General features: G+C 60.2%; 15 protein-coding genes. 10 read left to right on the plus strand and 5 right to left on the minus strand.

Translation table 11 applies throughout. The annotated features are described in order from the left end of the window. Window position 1 precedes the first annotated feature (1 nt). The 4 genes from HY36_RS07765 to HY36_RS07780 all read left to right on the plus strand — a co-directional run bounded on the left by HY36_RS07765 (window position 2) and on the right by HY36_RS07780 (window position 5,156). The gene (locus HY36_RS07765; protein ID WP_035550808.1) at window positions 2-550 is read left to right on the plus strand and encodes a hypothetical protein; all 549 of its coding nucleotides are present in this window, start codon (window positions 2-4) and stop codon (window positions 548-550) included. Then, window positions 547-2,487, plus strand: a complete 1,941-nt coding sequence (gene mrdA / locus HY36_RS07770) for a penicillin-binding protein 2 (protein ID WP_035550811.1) — start codon at window positions 547-549, stop codon at window positions 2,485-2,487. The genes HY36_RS07765 and mrdA overlap by 4 nt, the downstream gene beginning before the upstream one ends. Next, window positions 2,484-3,692 (plus strand): rod shape-determining protein RodA, encoded by a 1,209-nt coding sequence (gene rodA / locus HY36_RS07775; RefSeq protein ID WP_164473913.1) that lies wholly within the window; start codon window positions 2,484-2,486, stop codon window positions 3,690-3,692. Before mrdA ends, rodA begins: the two co-directional genes overlap by 4 nt. Window positions 3,693-3,770: 78 nt before the next feature. After that, window positions 3,771-5,156, plus strand: a complete 1,386-nt coding sequence (locus tag HY36_RS07780) for a sodium-dependent transporter (protein WP_035550813.1) — start codon at window positions 3,771-3,773, stop codon at window positions 5,154-5,156. Window positions 5,157-5,461: 305 nt separating this feature from the next. On the opposite strand, the gene pip is transcribed toward HY36_RS07780, so the two are convergent. Further along, a complete protein-coding gene (gene pip, locus HY36_RS07785) occupies window positions 5,462-6,451 on the minus strand; it encodes a prolyl aminopeptidase (RefSeq protein ID WP_035550816.1) in 990 nt (329 codons plus the stop codon). Window positions 6,452-6,564: 113 nt separating this feature from the next. On the opposite strand from pip, the gene HY36_RS07790 reads away from it, so the two are divergent. Continuing rightward, a complete protein-coding gene (locus tag HY36_RS07790) occupies window positions 6,565-7,179 on the plus strand; it encodes a hypothetical protein (RefSeq protein ID WP_155841794.1) in 615 nt (204 codons plus the stop codon). Between the two features lie 9 nt (window positions 7,180-7,188). Here the strand turns inward: HY36_RS07790 and HY36_RS07795 are convergent, their stop codons facing one another. Beyond that, window positions 7,189-7,548: a DUF423 domain-containing protein gene (locus HY36_RS07795; RefSeq protein WP_051602619.1), complete on the minus strand. Its 360-nt coding sequence runs from the start codon at window positions 7,546-7,548 to the stop codon at window positions 7,189-7,191. Next, window positions 7,545-7,973, minus strand: coding sequence for a PaaI family thioesterase (locus HY36_RS07800; protein WP_035550823.1), 429 nt, complete (start codon window positions 7,971-7,973; stop codon window positions 7,545-7,547). The genes HY36_RS07795 and HY36_RS07800 overlap by 4 nt, the downstream gene beginning before the upstream one ends. Window positions 7,974-8,080: 107 nt before the next feature. Here HY36_RS07800 and HY36_RS07805 point away from each other — a divergent pair, with 107 nt between their 5' ends. Further along, window positions 8,081-9,193, plus strand: a complete 1,113-nt coding sequence (locus HY36_RS07805) for a hypothetical protein (protein ID WP_035550826.1) — start codon at window positions 8,081-8,083, stop codon at window positions 9,191-9,193. Here the strand turns inward: HY36_RS07805 and dgcA are convergent. Beyond that, entirely contained in the window at window positions 9,190-10,173 is a 984-nt protein-coding gene (gene dgcA / locus HY36_RS07810; protein ID WP_035550829.1) for an N-acetyl-D-Glu racemase DgcA, read from the minus strand. The genes HY36_RS07805 and dgcA overlap by 4 nt on opposite strands. An 88-nt stretch (window positions 10,174-10,261) precedes the next feature. Here dgcA and HY36_RS07815 point away from each other — a divergent pair, with 88 nt between their 5' ends. The 4 genes from HY36_RS07815 to HY36_RS07830 are packed head-to-tail and all read left to right on the plus strand — an operon-like array spanning window position 10,262 to window position 13,734. After that, a complete protein-coding gene (locus HY36_RS07815; RefSeq protein ID WP_035550831.1) occupies window positions 10,262-11,386 on the plus strand; it encodes an ABC transporter permease in 1,125 nt (374 codons plus the stop codon). Next, window positions 11,383-12,147: an ABC transporter ATP-binding protein gene (locus HY36_RS07820; RefSeq protein WP_035550833.1), complete on the plus strand. Its 765-nt coding sequence runs from the start codon at window positions 11,383-11,385 to the stop codon at window positions 12,145-12,147. The genes HY36_RS07815 and HY36_RS07820 overlap by 4 nt, the downstream gene beginning before the upstream one ends. A gap of 18 nt (window positions 12,148-12,165) precedes the next feature. Beyond that, the gene (locus HY36_RS07825) at window positions 12,166-13,125 is read left to right on the plus strand and encodes an MlaD family protein (protein ID WP_035550836.1); all 960 of its coding nucleotides are present in this window, start codon (window positions 12,166-12,168) and stop codon (window positions 13,123-13,125) included. Further along, window positions 13,126-13,734, plus strand: a complete 609-nt coding sequence (locus tag HY36_RS07830; protein ID WP_035550838.1) for an ABC-type transport auxiliary lipoprotein family protein — start codon at window positions 13,126-13,128, stop codon at window positions 13,732-13,734. It abuts the gene before it with no gap. A gap of 1 nt (window position 13,735) precedes the next feature. Here HY36_RS07830 and HY36_RS07835 read toward each other — a convergent pair whose 3' ends face one another. After that, window positions 13,736-14,941 (minus strand): acyl-CoA dehydrogenase family protein, encoded by a 1,206-nt coding sequence (locus HY36_RS07835; RefSeq protein WP_035550842.1) that lies wholly within the window; start codon window positions 14,939-14,941, stop codon window positions 13,736-13,738. Window positions 14,942-14,949 lie beyond the last annotated feature (8 nt).

The raw sequence follows: 14,949 nt of genomic DNA on the forward strand, positions 1-14,949 counted from the left end.
AATGTCACGCTCCAGCAGCCGTCCCAATCGAAGCCTGTGGTCGCAGACTGGCCCAACGCCCCGCCTCCTGTTCGGGGCGTTTGCGATTGCTGCCATTGGTCTGCTTGGGCTGACTCCGCGCGAATTCTTCGGATTTTCAATCGCATGGCCATATGCTGCGCTCTGGGGTGCCGTAGGCTGGGGCAGGGTGGGCCTGTCGGTGCGCCCGATGATCTTGCTGATCATTTTCGGATTGGTGCAGGATGTGACCTTCCACGCGCCGATTGGCTGCTTCGTGATCCTGAACCTGCTCGCCTATGGCGCCAGCGCGGCGATTGCGGACATGTTCGACGTCATGAACGAGCCGCTGATCGCCATTCTTTCGCCGATCCTGCTGTTCTCGGGCGCCTTCCTGTTGCTTTGGCTCATGGCGTCAACCTTGGAAGACCATGCCGTCCGGGTGCTGCCTTTGGTGGCGTCGCTGATGACGACGGGGCTGGTCTATGCGGTGCTGAACAAAGTGTTTGATCTGGGCCGCCTGCCCGGTGAGAGTGTGGGGCAAGCCTCATGAGCAAGAAACCCGCCGATCTCGATCACGCATTCACACGTCGCGCCGCCATTGCGGGTGCAGCGGGCGGGCTTGTCTGGGCCGGTTTGATCGGGCGTCTGTTTCAATTGCAGATCCTGGATCAGGAACGCTATCAGGCGCAGGCCGAGGCAAACCACATCAAGCTGCAACTCGCCCCGCCGCAACGGGGGCGAATCCTGGACCGCTTTGGCCGCCCGTTGGCGTCGCATCGCCGGGCGGGCCGTATCTCCATTATTCCGGAACAGGCCGACAATCCCGAAGAGACACTGGCACGCATCGCATCCCTGATCGAGGTGCCGGACCAGCGCCTGGAGCGGATCGCGAATGAAGTTCGCATGAGCCGTCGCCGCAATGCAGGCTTCGTGCCGGTCACGGTCGCGCATGAGCTGACCTATGAAGACTTTGCACGGATGAACGTGCATGCTGCGGAGATGCCGGGCGTCAACGTCGAGATGGCGCTGACGCGCTCCTATCCTCGCGGACGAGACTTTGCCCATGTGCTGGGATATGTCGCGCGCGCAAGCCAGGATGATCTTGTGCGCCTGACTGACGACATGAGCGACAAGGAAGCTGAAACGCTGAAAACCATGTTCCGGCATCCCGACATGCGCACGGGTCGTCAGGGTATGGAGCGTTTCGCCGAGGAATGGTTGCGCGGCAAGCCCGGCTATCGCAAGCTCGTCACCAATGCGCATGGCCGCGTGATTGAGGAAATCCCGGATGAGCGGTTGGCACCGACACCGGGGCGGGATCTGTTCGTGACCATCGATTCCGATCTCCAGCGTGTGGCGATTGAGCGTTTCGAGGGCGAAAGCGGCGCAGCCGTGGTGCTCGATGTGGAAAGCGGCGACGTGCTGGCCATGGTATCCACACCGGCCTTCGACCCGAACGATTTTGTAAACGGTATTTCGTCTGCGGATTATGCAGAGCTGCGCGACAATAATCGCTCGCCGCTTTATCCGCGCGCCCATGGCGGCGTGTATCCGCCGGGCTCCACCTTCAAGATGGTGGTTGCGACGGCCGCACTGGAGGCGGGCGTGATCAAGCCGACCGACCGGGTGCATTGCAACAGCTACTACCATTTCGGTAACCGCACCTGGCATTGCTGGAAGCGGGGCGGGCACGGTTCGGTCAATCTGCATACGGCCATCAAGGGGTCGTGCGATGTCTACTTCTATGAAATTGCCCGCCGCACCGGCGTTGACAAGATCGCTGAGGTCGCCCGCAAATTCGGCTTCGGCGAAGACTGGGTTCTGGGCATGACCGGCGGACGGGGCGGTCTTGTGCCGGACCGGGAATGGAAACAGCGCGTCCGCAAGGAAAACTGGTACGAAGGCGAAACGCTCAATTTCGGAATTGGCCAGGGGCAACTCGGCACGACTCCACTGCAGCTAGCCTTGATGACGGCGCGCATCGCATCAGAGGGCAAGCCCTTCACACCGCGCATGATCGGCATCGGTCCGAACTCGGCGGACGACCATTCGCTGGATGCGCCGCTGGATGCAGAAATCATGAAGCTGATGAAAGCGGGCATGTATGGCGTGACGTCGGAGGGTGGCGGCACGGCCTATCGCTCTGGCGATCTGGGCCTCGGAGGGCCGCGCCTCGCCGGCAAGACGGGGACAGCGCAGGTACGACGCATCACCCGCGAAGAGCGCCTCAGCGGCGTACGCTCGGGCAGTGAGATTGCGCGCGAGCTGCGCGATCATGCCCTGTTCGTGGCTTATGCGCCCGCCGATAATCCGAAATACGCCATCTCTGTCGTGGTCGAGCACGGGGAGGGCGGTTCGCGCACAGCGGCTCCGGTGGCGCGCGATATCCTGCATTTCGCGCTCAAGACCGATAGCCGTCGCAAGCCGACCTATTCTCAAAGTGCTTCCCTGCCGGCCTCGATGAAGGATGAGGGAGAGCCGACATGAACCGCGAAGGTTTTACCGGTTTCTCGCGAGGCGAAGCGCGAACACGAACGGCGACATCGCTGAGCTTTGAAAATCAGGGCGTGCTCGAAAAGCTTATGCGCCTGCCTTGGGGGTTCATCCTCCTCATCGCGGCGATGGCGCTGACCGGCATTGCGATGCTCTATTCCTCGGCGCACACGAACCCGATCGAGGCGCATCTCTGGAAACTTCAATTGGTGCGCCTGGTCATCTGTTTCGTGATGATGATCGGCCTTGCCATGCTGCCGCTGTCCTGGTGGATGCGGCTGGCGTTTCCGGCCTATGCTGGCACGCTGGTATTGCTTGTGCTGGTCGAACTCATGGGTGTGACAGGCGGCGGTGCGCAGCGCTGGTTGCAGGTCGGGCCTGTGGCCGTTCAGCCTTCGGAGTTTGCAAAGCTGGCCGTAACGCTGGCGCTCGCGCGATACTACCAGATGATACTGCAGCCCCAGACAGGGCGCATTCTCGTACACCTCGGCGCATTGGCGATCATCCTGTTGCCTGCGGCCCTGATCTTCAAACAGCCGGACTTCGGAACCACGCTTGCTCTGGTTGCTTCCGGCGGGGTCGTGATCTTCCTCGCTGGCCTGTCGGTGCGCATCATTACGGCCGTGATTGTCGGCGGTGTCGCGTCCGTCTGGCCGGTGTACCAGTTCGTGCTGGCACCTTACCAGCGTGAACGGGTGGATACCTTCCTCGCCCAATTGTTTGGCGAGTCAACCAACGCGCTCGGCGAAAGCTACCAGATCGAGCAGGGCAAGATTGCCATCGGCGCAGGAGGCTTCAATGGCCGCGGTTTCCTGCAAGGAATCCAGTCGCAACAGGATTATGTGCCTGAACAGCATACCGACTTCATTCTCACCGTGATTGCGGAGGAGTTCGGCTTCCTCGGATCGACGGCCCTGCTGGTCGGATTTGCTGTCTTGCTGGGATGGTCGCTCTACAGTGCAGCGCGGTCTGTCAGCTGGTTCGGGCGGCTGGCGTCGGCAGGGGCGGTGGCCACGGTCGCATTCTATATCGTGTTCAATGTGGGCATGGTATTGGGGCTCTTGCCCGTCGTGGGAATGCCCTTGCCATTGATCTCTTATGGCGGCACAGCCATGCTGACGACAATGGCGTGTTTCGGCCTGATCATCGCGGCGCACATGCACCGGGATGAAAAGCTGACGGCGCGCGGAATATTTTAGCTCTAAAACATAACAATCGTTGATTTTTGTTTTGCCGTCGATAGGTTCGCGCAAAACTTTGACCCGGGGAGAGGGCATATGGCAGGAGAAATTGGCCGCAAGACGGACCATTGGGGCTCGCGCTTTGGATTTATCATGGCCGCGGTCGGCTCATCGGTCGGATTGGGCAATTTCTGGCGCTTCCCATTCACTGCAGGTGAAAATGGCGGCGGCGCATTCATCATCATCTATCTGATTTGCGTCCTGTTCCTCGGCCTTACCGTGCTGATGGCAGAATATGCCGTGGGACGGAAATCCGGCATGTCGGCGATTGAGGGCATTCACTCTCTCGCGCGCGCCGAAAACAAGAGTGAGAACTGGCAGGTTGTCGGCTGGATCGGAACGCTGGGCTCGTTCTTTATCCTTACCTTCTACATCGTGATCTCAGCCTGGGTTCTGGCCTTCATTCCCCAGGCCTTCGACGGCACTTTCACACGCTTTGCAGATGAAGCGGCGCGCCTCACTGCAGAGACCGGCACAACTGTCAGCCTTGCAGATGTATCCTCCACCAATTTCGGCCAGACGATCAGCAATAAATACATGATCGGCACATTGCTTGCGGCCTTTATCGCGCTGAACACATTCATCGTGGCGCGCGGCGTGAAGGGGGGGATTGAAAAAGCGGCCACTTTCCTGATGCCTGCCTTCTTCATCCTGCTGATCGGTATTGTCGGCTTTGCGCTCGTTGAGGGTGATGCCGGTGCTGCGGCCAGCTTCCTGCTGACTCCGGATTTCAGCAAGGTCACCATGGCCACCTTCCTGGAAGCGGTGGGCCAGGCCTTCTTCTCGCTGTCCGTCGGCTCCTGCCTGATGGTCACCTATGGGGCCTATCTCAGCCGCGATACCAACATTCCACGCTCATCGGCCATTGTGGCGAGCGCCGATACGATGGTGGCGCTGATCGCTGGCTTTGCGATCTTCCCGATCGTGTTTGCCTTCGGGGCGGACCCGGCCGGCGGACCGGGCCTGTTCTTCGTGTCGATGCCAATCGCATTCAGCCAGATGGGCGCGCTGGGCGTCTGGGTTGGCGGAGCCTTCTTCCTGCTGGCCCTGTTTGCGGCCTTCACGTCTTCGATCTCATTGATGGAAGTGGGCGTTGCGTGGCTGGAAGAGCGCGAAGGCGTCACCCGTCCCGGGGCAGCAATGGGCATTGGCTTCGTCCTGTTCATGATCGGCATGGGCTATGTCTTCTCATCAGACTTCATCGACTTTGCTGACATCATCACCGGCAACATCATGCTGCCGCTCTGCGCCTTGTTGCTGGCGGTGTTCGCGGGCTGGATCCTCAGCCGCGAGATGCTGACCAGTGAGCTTGGCGAAGGGACGATCATGAATCTCTGGCGCTTCATGTGCCGCTGGGTTGTGCCACCTGCGCTGGCCTTCATCCTCGTGCTTGGCACACTGACCAAGCTTGGCGTGATCTAGGCAACAGCACACACAAGACCTGCGGAGAAGGGGGCGTCTATGCGCCCCCTTTTCTTATATGGGGACAGGTAGAAACAGCCCGCCAATCCGGCGCGCGGAATTCTGCGGCAGGATGGTTCCTGTCACCGGACTTTCTGGCTTTCCTGTTCCGGTGGGGCGAACGAGGCGATGCGTTCTCCCGGCGGCGGAAGGTGCAGGGTCGCAACCTGAACTTCCCCAATACCAAAACCTGACGCGGCCTCTGTCTCTTCCGCCCGTCACACTCTTCGTAAAACCGGAAGGCGCGGCCTGTCCGGCCTTTTGTGTTACGCCTTGATCAGGTCTGCATACTGGATGGCAAAATCGTCCGTTGCCTGGATCAGCTTGTCGACAATGCCGGGCTCCATGGAGGAGTGACCTGCATCCGGAATGATGTGGATGTCGGCTTTAGGCCAGGCCTTTGAAAGCGCCCAAGCGGTGGAGAGTGGTGTCACCACATCATACCGGCCGTGCACGATCACACCGGGCACATCCTTCAGCTTGGTTTTGGCTTCTTCCAGCAGCCAATTGTCCGACGCGAAGAAGCCGCGATTGACAAAATAGTGGCATTCGATCCGGGCGAAAGCGTCGACGAAATCATCTTCATTGAACCGGGCAGGGGTTGTCGTTGGCCCCTTGATGGACAGGGTTTCGCCTTCCCAGCGCGACCAGGCGCGGGCGGCGTCGATGCGTGCCTGCTTGTCGTCGCCGATCAGGCGCTTGTGGAAGGCCATCAGAAGGTCGTCGCGCTCGTCCTCCGGGATCGGCTTGATGTAGCGGTCATAGGCATCCGGAAACAGACGGCTGGCGCCGGATTGGTAGAACCACTGGATCTCGGCTTTCGAGACGAGAAAGATGCCGCGCAGGACGAGGCCGAGCGTGCGATCCGGATGGGTCACGCCATAGGCCAGCGACAGGGTGGAGCCCCATGAGCCGCCAAACACCAGCCATCTGTCGACGCCGAGGGCGTCCCGAATCGACTCCATGTCATCGATCAGGTCCCAGGTCGTGTTTTCCCGCAATTCAGAGTGCGGGGTGGAGCGCCCACAGCCGCGCTGATCGAACAAAATGATGCGATATTTGCCCGGATCGAAAAAGCGCCTCATTTCTGGGCTTGAGCCGCCTCCGGGGCCTCCATGTACGGCAATGACAGGAATCCCGTTCGGATTCCCCGATTCTTCCCAGTAAATTTCGTGAATTTCGCTGACTCGCAGCCTTCCAGAGCGTCTGGATTCCAGTCTCGGATACAAAATGCGGCGGTTGGAGCGTCTGTTCATGCAGTTTTCACTTATTCTCAGTCATATTGTGCGGTGTTACTGGACTTGTGCCAGTGGCAACCGTAAACATTATTGCAGGTGTGGTCCCAATCAGGTGTGCAGGTGGCTGTCAAATGCGTAGTATAGTTCTGGGTGCATCCCTATGCCTTCTGGCAGGATGCGCAACCGTTTCGATGGTATCCGGTGAGACTTCGGTTGAAACCAGTCTCACGCAATCCCAGTCTGCCCTGCGTAAAGTTTCTGCTGAATATTGCACCGATGCCGTCAAGAAGGGCTGGATTGAAGCAACCGGCGGCTTGGCTGGTTTTGCGTCCACGCTGATCAACGGAAAATCTGATGACGAAACCCGCGACTATGCTTTCCGCATTGGCGCGAAATCAGATGCACCCTCGCTGGTGCTGGCACGCATCGTATCGGACGCTCAGGCCGCTCGTACCGGTCTGGCAGATGTCAGCCGTGAAGCCCGCGATGTGCTCGAAACCGGCGGGCAGGATTCTGCCACCCGCGCCGATGTGATGAGCTATGAGCGGGCCCTGGTGCGCGCACAGATGGCCTATCGCAACTTCCAGGGTGCCCTTGGCGATGTCACGTCCCGGTCCGACATGGACATGGATATCGCGCCAGTTGACCGGGAGCTCAAATCGTTCGCAGACACGATCGACGACGCCCGCGATACGGCAGATGGTCTCGCGGATAAATACGCCTCGCTTAGCCGTTCGACTTCTTAAGTCGCGTCTCTAGGCTGCCTTTCGAGCGCCGAAGGCGCAGAGGGCCCATCCCACCAGCAATCCAACGCCGCCAATCGGGGTGATCGCCCCGAACCAGCGCGGCGCGCCCAACGCCATCGCGTAGAGCGTTCCGGCAAAGATGATCGTCCCAATCGCAAACGCCCAGCCCGCCTTGCGCAGCAGGCCGGTGTTGCCGTGCAGGGAAATGACCAGCGCGGCGACAGAATGCGGCAGGGCATAGAGCGTTGCCGTGTGCCACCAGTCAGTGCCTTCAGCCCTCAGAACACCTTCCAGCCCATGCGCACCAAAGGCGCCCAGCGCCACGGCTGCAAATCCCAGAAGGCCGGCGATCAGTCCCAATGCATTCATGCCATTCCACTCGGTTCTCTCGGGATCGCATAGGTCACAACCGCATGACTTGACGGCTTGTCTGCGCCTTCGATCCTTACATCCACTTCCATGACGGCCAAAGCCTGACCGATCTTCAATATACGCGCATCCGCGACGACCACATCCCCGATACAAGGTCGCAGGAAGTTGATGCTGAGATTGCTGGTCACGGTCATGGGCTCATGGCCCGTCTTCGTCATCACGGCCATATAGGCGGCGGAGTCGACCAGCGACATCTGCGTCGGTCCGGAAATATAGCCGCCGGGGCGCAAATTCGATTCATCCGCCACGAGGCGCATCACGGCGCGGCCATCTTCCATCAGCGTGACTTCCGTTCGATTGTCTTTCGTCGCGAATGCGCCGCGCAGGAATGTGTTGGCTTCGTCTGCCGTCATCTTGGTCATGATTTTTTGGGCTCCCTTTGCGTCACGGCTTGAACCGTCTGTGTGTGTCGTTCACCCTAGCTGCGGGACGTTGCCCGCCAAGTGGTGACGCGAAGGAAGGAAACGACATGCTGACAGCCGGAGATGAGTATCCGATTCACCAGACACCGGAACCTGTGGCCTTTTCAGGCTCCGACCGGAATTTCTACGACCGCTATTTCTTCAATGGCTATTCTCCCGATGGCGAGACGTTCTTCGCCGCGGCGATGGGCATCTATCCGCACCTGAACATCATCGACGCTGCCGTGTCAGTTCTGAGGGGCGGTAAGCAACATTCGGTCTTCTTTTCCCGTCCGCTGAACATGGAGCGGATGAATACCTTTGTTGGCGGCTTTTCAGTAGAAGTGGTCGAACCGCTGAAGCGCATACGGCTGAAGGTTGAGGAAACCGAAGGCATTGCGCTGGACCTTGTCTTCGAGGGGCGGGCCTTCCCGATCGAGGAGCCGCGCTTCACGCGCCGCCAGGGGCCGCGCATGCTGATGGATGTGACGCGCATGACGCAGAACGGCCGCTGGGCTGGCAAGCTGCGCATTGATGGCACAGAGATCGATGTCTCACCGGGCAGCTGGACGGGAACGCGTGACCGCAGCTGGGGCGTACGTCCGATCGGGGCGCAGGATACACAGCCGCTGATCCCGCCGCTGCCGCCACAATTCTACTGGATCTGGACGCCTACCAATTTCCCGAACCTGTCCATGTTCTATCATGTGAACCATGATGAGGCGGGTGAGGCGTGGAACACGCGCGCCGTGCTGGCGATGGATGGCGCAGGGCAGGGCGATCTGATCCATCTCGACAAGCCGCATATGGATATCCAGTACACGTCCGGAACGCGGCGGATGAAATCTGCGAAGCTGCACCTTGAAGACGGTCAGGGCGGCGCGCATACGGTGAGCTTCGAGCCGTTTGGTACCTTCCTGATGAAGGGCATTGGCTATGGCCATCCGGAGCGCAAGCATGGCTCGTATCAGGGCGATCAATTATCCGTATTGCGCGAAGACTACGAACCGGAAAAGCTGGCGTGGCAGCAGCCAGAGAATCTGCACATTCAGGCCATTGCCCGCGCAAGGCATGAATGCCCGAACGGGTTGTCCTCCGAAGGGATCGGCGCATTCGAGCAATTGTTCATGGGCCCGCATGCGCCAAGCGGCTTCAAGGATATTCTGGACGGCGCGGCCTAGCCCCAGAGTTCGGGCTTCGGTGGGCTGATCATTCCATCCGTATAGGTCAGGCCGTCTACCACATCCTCGGCGAGCCAGAGTGGTCCGTCGAGGTCGGTGGCATCCGCAAGGCCAGCCAGCAAGACAGCAGGCGCCATGGAGATGGAGCCTGCGACCATGCAGCCAATCATGACATTCATGCCGCTTGCCCGGGCAGCCTGCACCATGCGGATCGCTTCAGTCAGGCCTCCGGTCTTGTCGAGCTTTACGTTGACCGCATCATAGCGACGGGCAAGGTCCTGTATCTCTGCGCTTGTGTGCGCGCTTTCGTCTGCGCACACCGATACCGCGCCGGGCCGACGCAGCAAGGCCTCGTCCTTGCCAGCGGGGAAGGGCTGCTCGACCAGAACGACGCCCAGCTCTGCCGCGCGCTTCATGATGCCGGGGAACTGGTCCACCAGCAGGCCCTCATTGCCATCCACGATCAGGCGCGCATCCGGGCGGACGGCGTGAACCGCTTCGATCCGGTCAAGATCCTCCGCGCCGCCGAGCTTCAGTTTCAGGAGCTTGCTCGGCGTGGATTTGGCGGCCTCTCCCATCGCTTCAGCGGTGTCGAGACTGACCGTCACGGCAGTTTCGACCGGCCCGGGTTCAGGCAGGCCTGCCAGCTGCCAGACAGGTGTGCCGGTGAGCTTCGCTTCGAGGTCCCACAACGCGCAGTCCACGGCGCACCGTGCGGCGCCAGCTGGCATCGCGTCCTGAAGGGCATCCCGGCTCAGCCCGTCTTCGATTTGCGCACGCATCTCCCCAATCGCGGCGCGGACACCTGGCTGGGTTTCGCTATAGCGCGGATAGGGCACGCACTCCCCACGGCCAACAGCGCCATCCTGGCGTATGGTTACCAGAATGGTCTCCGCGCTGGTCTTCGCACCGCGCGAAATGGTAAACGCGCGCTTCAGGGGCGAAGAAAAATCAGTGATTTCAAGGGTCCGCTTGGCCATGTATGGTCCTGATAGATGAAATTTGAACAATCCTGCTTTTCAGGTCTTAAGCATGTTTGGATAGGGTGGGCAGGTATAAAAGTATTGCATGGCAAACCCTAACACCCCCGAATTCGCGCTGGAAACCAGCGACGAACAGACTGTGCTCCGCGTCTCGGGCGACTGGACGGTGCGCACGGTTCAGATCGTGGATGAGGATTTGCGCGCTCTGGAAAGCGGGGCGGGTGTGACACTGGACGTATCCGGTCTGGGCCAACTGGATACGGCCGGAGCGTTCGTCATTGACCGCACATTGCGCCAATTGTCAGACGCGCCTGCAGATATTGTGGGAGACCATCGGAACGCCGAAAACCTGATCGGTCAGGTTCACGCGGTCACCGATGTGGACGAGCCCAAACGCCCAGCGCATGGCGGATTGGTCGACATGCTGGAACGCACCGGTCGCGGCTTCATGAACATGCTGTCCGAGTCGCGGGACATGCTCGCTTTTCTGGGCGAGACGCTGGTGACGACGTTCCGTCTGGTGCTGACGCCTTGGAAACTGCGCTGGACGTCGATTGTGTCTGTCCTTGAAGAGGCCGGTCTCGATGCGATGCCGATCATCGCCTTCCTGTCGTTTTTTGTCGGCATGGTGGTCGCCTTTATCGGCGCGACGACTTTGCGCGACCTCGGATCTGAAGTCTTCGTCGTCGAACTGATCGGCTTCGCCATGTTGCGAGAGCTGGGCGTCATGATGACCGGGATTGTGTTGGCGGGGCGAACCAATTCCTCCTTCACGGCGCAGATCGGCACGATGAAGATGCGTCAGGAAATCGACGCGATGCAGACACTCGGCCTGAAACCGATGGACGTTCTGGTCGCGCCGCGAATTCTGGCGATGGTGGTTGCAACGCCGGTGCTGGCATTTGTTGGCACGATTGCGGGAATTGCGGGCGGCGTGATGGTGGGCTGGATGGCGCTGGACATCAACCCGGCCCTGTTTCTGGATCGGTTGCAATCCAATGTTCCGCTGGACCAGTTCTGGGTGGGTATGTCCAAGGCACCGGTGTTTGGCTTTGTCGTGGCACTGATCGCTTGTCGGCAAGGCCTGAACGTTGGCGGGTCAGTCCAGTCGCTGGGCAGCAAGACGACAACATCAGTGGTGCAGGCCATATTCTCGATCATCGTGATCGATGCATTGTTTGCCATCTTCTACATGGAGATGGGCATATGACCGATGATTTCATCATCCGCATACGCGACCTCAAGACAGCCTATGGCAGCCATGTTGTTCATGAGCATCTGGACCTTGATATCCGGCGAGGCGAAATCATCGGCATTATCGGCCCGTCCGGCTGCGGCAAGTCCGTTCTGCTGCGGGCGATTACCGGCCTCAAGGAACCGGCAGCGGGCAGCATTGAAGTGTTTGGCAAACGTCTGGAGACGCTGGACGCCGAAGAACGCGCCGCGGTCGAGCGTAGCTGGGGGGTCATGTTCCAGGATGGCGCGCTGTTCTCGAACCTCACCGTGCGTGAAAACGTCATGGTGCCGATGAAAGAGCATACGGAGCTATCGCCGCAACTTTGCCGAGAGCTGGCCGACATGAAGATTCTGATGGCCGGGCTGCATGCCGATGCGGGGCCCAAATTCCCGTCGGATTTGTCCGGCGGCATGCGCAAGCGGGCCGCACTGGCCCGCGCGCTGGCGCTGGATCCGGAGCTCTTGTTCCTGGACGAGCCGACAGCCGGGCTCGACCCGATCACGGCGGCCAATTTCGATGCCCTGATCCGCGATCTTCAGCGCGCACTGGGCCTGACAGTCTTCCTTGTGACGCATGATGTGGATACGCTGCATGCGACGTGTGACCGGATTGCCGTGCTTGGCGAGAAACGCGTGCTGGCGGTCGGAACAATTGATGAGTTGAGGGCCTTTGATCATCCCTGGGTCCAGGAATATTTCGGAGGTCCGCGTGGGCGGGCCGCTGCGGGACACTAGAAGAGGAGCCCGGAGACAATGGAAACACGTGCAAATTATGCGCTGATCGGTGCGTTCGTGATCATTGCGACGATGGCGGTTGCAGTCTTCACATTGTGGCTGGGCCAGTCGCAATTCCGTCAGGATTTCGAAGCCTATGACATCGTCTTCGAAGGCCCGGTGTCTTTGGAGCAGGGGGCGTCCGTCCGCTATATCGGCATCAAGGTGGGTGAAGTGTCCTGGGTGCGGATTGATCGGGGGGATCCGTCAAAGGTTCGCGCCCGCATCCGCGTCGATTCCGAAACGCCGGTTAAGGTGGACTCCACCGCCTCGATTCAGTTGGCGGGTATCACGGGCATTACCTTTGTTCAGATCACGGCAGGCACACCGAACGCGGCCTCCCTGCGTGCGCGGCCCGGACAGCCCGTTCCTGTGATCAAGGCAGAACGCACCCAACTGGATGAGATCTTTGCCGGTGGCGCCGAAGTGCTGGGCAAGGCGACGCGCACGATTGAGCGGGTCAATCTGGTGCTGACCGATGAGAATATCGAATCCCTTTCCAAGACGCTGACCAATATCGAGCGACTCAGTGGCCAGCTTGCCGCCACGGATGGCACGATGGCGCAGGCGACGACCACGTTGCGAGATGTGTCCGCTGCGGCGCAACGGTTTGAAGAGGCCTCGGCCTCCTTCGGATCTTTCAGTTCCAATGCAGACGCGCAGATCACTCAGTTTGGCGGTGAAGCCAATGCGCTGATCGCTGATCTGAGAAACGTCACGGAGAACGCGAATACAGCCGTAGAAGAGAGCAATCGCGCCATCTCAGCCGCGGCCGATGCGATTGAAGGCCCGGCGACGGACGCGCTTCAGGATGCTCGTCTGGCCAGCCGTGATCTGCGCGTGTTGATCGCGCGGCTGGACCGGGTGGCGCGTGAACTTGAACAGAACCCACAGGGCTTCGTGGTCGGTGACCCGGCCCCGTATGAGGAGAGCCGATAGATGATCCGTAAGCTTGCTACCTGCCTCGCAACGGGCGTTGCTGCCTTTGGCCTGGCTGCCTGTGTCTCCGTCTTGCCGGAACCGAAGGTGCCGCAAGGGTTGTACCGGTTTGCCGCCGTTGAGACGGTGTATGATCTTGAAGCATCCATCGTCGTTCGCGAACCGGAAGCGTCGCGCCTTGTCGCCGGACGGGCCATTGCAGCGGAGGATTCCTCCGGTGCGCTGAGGCTGGTGCCGAATGTGGAGTGGACCGATTCCTCCACGCGCCTGATCCAGATGGCAATGCTGGATGCGCTGGAAGGGAATGGATCGGGCAAGGCAATTGTGCCGGAGACGGGCGCACTCGCAGAATATGAACTGGCGTGGCAGGTGACCGATTTCACCCTGTCCGGAACGACGGGGCGGTGCCGGGTACGTGCGACCCTTCTCGAAGGGGCATCGCGGGATGTTCTGGATCAGACGATTATTTCAACCACGCAGCAGGCCGATGGCGATTCCAATGCAGACCGCGCCAAGGCGCTGGCAGGGGCCGGGCGGGCCTGCGTGGACGAAGTTGCCGGCTTTGTCAGCCAGTACATCAACGCCCACGCGGCCGAACCCGAAAGCTGAGCTAGCCGCTCTTCATCTGGTCGAACGGCAGGTCCTTGTCGACCCGGACATCCTGAGGCAGTCCAAGAACGCGTTCGGCGATGATGTTCTTCAGGATCTCGTCCGTACCGCCAGCAATGCGCAGGCCAGGGGCCCACATGAAGCTCTGCTGGAAGATGGCGTCGGCTGGCATCCGGTCTGAATCCGTCAGGATGCCGTAATGGTCCTGCATCTCGATGGCCGAGTTGCAGATATCCTGAAGATGGTTGGCCGTGATGATCTTACCGATCGAGTTTTCCGGTCCCGGTGTCTGGCCGCGCGATAGGGCCGTCTGTGTACGGAACTTGGTCAGCTTGTAGCCTTGCGCTGCGACATACCAATCCGCCAGCTTCTCGCGGAAGGCCTGATCCGACATGGTGCCGGCCTCTTTGGCGTAGGCCATGATCTCCGCCCAGTCCGGGCCCGGCGATCCGCCCACGGCGAGGCGTTCGTTCATCAGCGTGACGATGGCCACTTTCCAGCCTTGGCCGACATCGCCGAGGCGATCGGAATCCTTGATACGGACGTCGGTGAAGTAGACTTCGTTGAACTCACGGCCGCCAGATGCCTGGTGGATCGGGCGCACTTCAACGCCAGCCTGCTTCATGTCCACGATGAACATGGTCAGGCCCTTGTGCTTTGGCACGCTCGGATCGGTCCGGGTCAGCAGGATGCCGTAGTCGGAATAATGCGCGCCGGAGGTCCAGACCTTCTGGCCGTTGATGACCCATTCGTCGCCATCTTTCACGGCGCGGGTCTTCAGGCCTGCGACGTCAGACCCTGCGGACGGTTCCGAGAAGAGCTGGCACCAGATTTCCTCGCCTTTCAGCGCCTTGCCGACATAGCGTTTCTTGTGCTCGTCAGACCCGAAGGCAATGACGGTCGGGATGCACATGCCAAGGCCGATGGTGAACGGGCCGGTTGGCGCGTCGAACTTGCCTTCTTCCTGGTTCCAGATGACCTGCTGCATCGGTGTGCCACCACGGCCGCCGATCTCCTTTGGCCATGTGATCTGGGCGTAGCCGTTCTCAGCCTTCGTTTTCTGCCATTCCTTGGCGCGGCGCATGAATTCAGAGCCATCGACGCGCTGGCGCAGGGGCTTGTCGCCTTTTGGGTCAAGGTGTTTGCCGAGGAAAGCGCGTGCTTCGGCGCGGAATTCGGCTTCTTCTTTGGTATCGTTGAAGTCCATGTCTGTTT

The organism is Hyphomonas atlantica corrig., from assembly GCF_000682715.1.
Taxonomy (GTDB): Bacteria; Pseudomonadota; Alphaproteobacteria; order Caulobacterales; family Hyphomonadaceae; genus Hyphomonas; species Hyphomonas atlantica.

Excerpts from the sequence above, each read along its gene's own strand:
- HY36_RS07765 (WP_035550808.1), top strand. The coding sequence starts at position 2 with ATGTCACGCTCCAGCAGCCGTCCCAATCGAAGCCTGTGGTCGCAGACT.
- mrdA (WP_035550811.1), top strand. The coding sequence starts at position 547 with ATGAGCAAGAAACCCGCCGATCTCGATCACGCATTCACACGTCGCGCC.
- rodA (WP_164473913.1), top strand. The coding sequence starts at position 2,484 with ATGAACCGCGAAGGTTTTACCGGTTTCTCGCGAGGCGAAGCGCGAACA.
- HY36_RS07780 (WP_035550813.1), top strand. The coding sequence starts at position 3,771 with ATGGCAGGAGAAATTGGCCGCAAGACGGACCATTGGGGCTCGCGCTTT.
- pip (WP_035550816.1), bottom strand. The coding sequence starts at position 6,451 with ATGAACAGACGCTCCAACCGCCGCATTTTGTATCCGAGACTGGAATCC.
- HY36_RS07790 (WP_155841794.1), top strand. The coding sequence starts at position 6,565 with ATGCGTAGTATAGTTCTGGGTGCATCCCTATGCCTTCTGGCAGGATGC.
- HY36_RS07795 (WP_051602619.1), bottom strand. The coding sequence starts at position 7,548 with ATGAATGCATTGGGACTGATCGCCGGCCTTCTGGGATTTGCAGCCGTG.
- HY36_RS07800 (WP_035550823.1), bottom strand. The coding sequence starts at position 7,973 with ATGACCAAGATGACGGCAGACGAAGCCAACACATTCCTGCGCGGCGCA.
- HY36_RS07805 (WP_035550826.1), top strand. The coding sequence starts at position 8,081 with ATGCTGACAGCCGGAGATGAGTATCCGATTCACCAGACACCGGAACCT.
- dgcA (WP_035550829.1), bottom strand. The coding sequence starts at position 10,173 with ATGGCCAAGCGGACCCTTGAAATCACTGATTTTTCTTCGCCCCTGAAG.
- HY36_RS07815 (WP_035550831.1), top strand. The coding sequence starts at position 10,262 with ATGGCAAACCCTAACACCCCCGAATTCGCGCTGGAAACCAGCGACGAA.
- HY36_RS07820 (WP_035550833.1), top strand. The coding sequence starts at position 11,383 with ATGACCGATGATTTCATCATCCGCATACGCGACCTCAAGACAGCCTAT.
- HY36_RS07825 (WP_035550836.1), top strand. The coding sequence starts at position 12,166 with ATGGAAACACGTGCAAATTATGCGCTGATCGGTGCGTTCGTGATCATT.
- HY36_RS07830 (WP_035550838.1), top strand. The coding sequence starts at position 13,126 with ATGATCCGTAAGCTTGCTACCTGCCTCGCAACGGGCGTTGCTGCCTTT.
- HY36_RS07835 (WP_035550842.1), bottom strand. The coding sequence starts at position 14,941 with ATGGACTTCAACGATACCAAAGAAGAAGCCGAATTCCGCGCCGAAGCA.